Raw genomic sequence first — 2317 nt, 5'->3', positions numbered from 1 at the left:
ATCCGGATCCGCCCCCGCGACGTGCACGAGCGCCCCGGCTTCCGGCAGCTCGCCGCCGGACCCGTCGAGATGCAGCAACGCGAGGCGCCGCGGCGGATGCCCCAGGTTGTGGACCTTGGCGACCGTCTCCTGGCCACGGTAGCAGCCCTTCGTCAGGTGAACCGCCGTCCGCAGCCAGTCGAACTCGTGCGGGATCGCCCGCTCGTCGGCCTCGGCGTGCAGCGTCGGCCGCCCCGCCCGCACCTCGAGCGCGTCGAGCGCCATCAGCCCGGCCGCTCTGATCTCACCGGAGGTCGTCAGTGCGGCCGCAGCGGACAGATCCTCGCGTCGGAAGACCAGCTGCGTCGCCGTCCACCCCTCCCCGGGATGGGCGCCATGCGCGTACTGCACGCCCCCGCGCTGCACTGAGCCCCAGGGGTCTCGCCATTCCGCGACCGCCGTGCCGAGCTCGCGCAGCGCCGGCAGGGCCGCACCGCCCTCGAACGCCAGCACCGCCGCATACTCGCCGCTCACATCGGCGACCTCGACGCGCAGCGCGAACCGCATCCGATTCAGGTAGGCGGCCAACGGCTCCGCAGCGCCCTCGTCGACCAGGAGCCAGGCCCGTTCGCCGTCGTCGACGACACGGATCGCCTGCTCCACACGACCCGTCGGGCCGAGCAGCAGCGTCTCCGTCGACTCCCCCGGGCGCAGGCCGGTGAGCTGCTGACTCGTCATCGAGTGCAACCAGCTCAGGCGATCCGGTCCCGAGACCGTCACCGCCCCGCGGTGGGCGAGGCTCACGATCGCGTTCCCGGCCTCCAGCGCCCGCTGCTCGGGGAGCGGTGCCCCGAAATGGGCGGCCGCGTCGAGATCCGATGCGGCGATCGCGCCGGGCAGATCGAGGAACGGGTCGCTCATACGCACCGCCCCGACCGTGCCGGCACCGGGCGGACGAACATCGATCGGATCAGCGCTGGCCCGCGAAGAGCTTGTAGACGACGACGCCCGAAACCCAGACGATCATGAGCGACGCCAAGCCCAGCAGGCCGAGGAAGAAGAGTTCGAGAGCGAGCATGCCAGTAGCTTACCCGACGAGCAGCCCGACGACGTCGATCACCGCGATCACGACCACGGCCCCGGCGACGCTGAACGAGAGCCGCGTGATAAAGCCCTCGCGCTGCGCCGTACCGAGCTGCAACGCGAACGTCACGAGGGTGCTCGCACCGATCGCGAGTGCGAGCCACGGGAACCGGGCGTCACCGCTCACCAGTACGGTGACCAGGATCCCGACGACCGCGGCGAAGGTCCAGGCCGTGATGAGCCGACCGATGTGCCACGAGGCCACCGGCTCGGGTGCTGCGCTGGATCCACTCACCCCTTCATCCTCGCATATGACGCACCCGCAGAAACCGGCGCCGCCATGTGCAATAGAATCGACATGTCCGAAACGGCGGAGGGGAGCGCATGATGCAGCTGCTCTGCCTGACGGACGGAGACCCGACGGCGATGCTTCCCGGCCTCGAACTGCTGGCGCACGAGACGCGACTCTCACCGCTCGACGTCCGCGTCCCGCCCTCGGCCGCCGCCCGCTTCGAGCTGCTGCTCGTCGACGCCACCCGCGACGTGCGACGCGCCCGTTCGGCCTGCCTGGAGCTGCTGCGCGACTGCCCGACCCCGCGTCTGCTGATCGCCGCCGAACCCGCGCTACCGGCTATCACCTCCGGCTGGGGCATCGCCGACGTGCTGCTCCCCGACGCGAGCCCTGCCGAGATCGAGCTGCGCCTGCGCCTGGCCCAGGGGACTTCGGGCGGCACCGCGGGTTCGGCGGACCCCGGCACCGTCAGCTCGGCCGGCGTCGAGATCGACGAGGGAACTTTCACCGCCCGCGTGCACAATCGCACGCTCGACCTCACCTACAAGGAGTTCGAGCTGCTGCACTTCCTCGCGAAGCATCCCGGCCGCGTGTTCACCCGGGACCAGTTGCTCGGAGAAGTCTGGGGCACCGACTACTTCGGCGGCACCCGCACCGTCGACGTGCACGTGCGACGACTGCGCGCGAAGCTCGGCGAGCACGAGGCGCTCATCAGCACGGTTCGCGGCGTCGGCTACGGTTTCGCGCGCGAACGCAGCACGGACACGGCGGAGGAGTGATGTCGCTCGAGATCCATCGGATCGACGCCCGCACCCATCCGGCCGCCGTCGACGCGGTACGGGAGCTCCTCGCCGAGGCCGAGCGAGCCGACGGCTTCCCATCGGTCTCCGACCAGGCGCTGCTCGCGGCCGGACAGGGTCGGCGCGAGGTGCTGCTCGCCGCCGTCGCCGGCGCCCCGGCGGC

At 71.3% G+C, this 2317-nt stretch carries 3 protein-coding genes and 1 pseudogene; 2 read left to right on the top strand and 2 right to left on the bottom strand.

All coding sequences use genetic code 11. The features are described from left to right. Together ygfZ and ACFPZL_RS12415 are read right to left on the bottom strand one after the other, a co-directional pair. The coding region (ygfZ, locus tag ACFPZL_RS12420) for a CAF17-like 4Fe-4S cluster assembly/insertion protein YgfZ (RefSeq protein WP_382335659.1) at positions 1-900 on the bottom strand (900 nt) is incomplete at its 3' end. A gap of 166 nt (positions 901-1066) precedes the next feature. Beyond that, positions 1067-1357, bottom strand: coding sequence for a hypothetical protein (locus ACFPZL_RS12415; protein WP_218114323.1), 291 nt, complete (start codon positions 1355-1357; stop codon positions 1067-1069). An 89-nt stretch (positions 1358-1446) separates the two neighbouring features. Between ACFPZL_RS12415 and ACFPZL_RS12410 the strand changes: the two genes are divergently transcribed. Continuing rightward, positions 1447-2133 (top strand): winged helix-turn-helix domain-containing protein, encoded by a 687-nt coding sequence (locus tag ACFPZL_RS12410; protein ID WP_328798005.1) that lies wholly within the window; start codon positions 1447-1449, stop codon positions 2131-2133. Next, positions 2133-2317 (top strand): annotated as a pseudogene (locus tag ACFPZL_RS12405) (mycothiol synthase); the annotation flags it as partial. The gene ACFPZL_RS12410 and the pseudogene ACFPZL_RS12405, both read left to right, overlap by 1 nt.

It is taken from the genome of Leucobacter soli, from assembly GCF_042659205.1.
Taxonomy (GTDB): domain Bacteria; phylum Actinomycetota; class Actinomycetes; order Actinomycetales; family Microbacteriaceae; genus Leucobacter; species Leucobacter soli.
Note: the sequence above shows the minus strand (reverse complement) of the source record. Positions and strands in the feature narration are given on the sequence as shown.

Coding starts and splice junctions, on each gene's coding strand:
- ACFPZL_RS12410 (WP_328798005.1), top strand. CDS start 1,447: ATGATGCAGCTGCTCTGCCTGACGGACGGAGACCCGACGGCGATGCTT.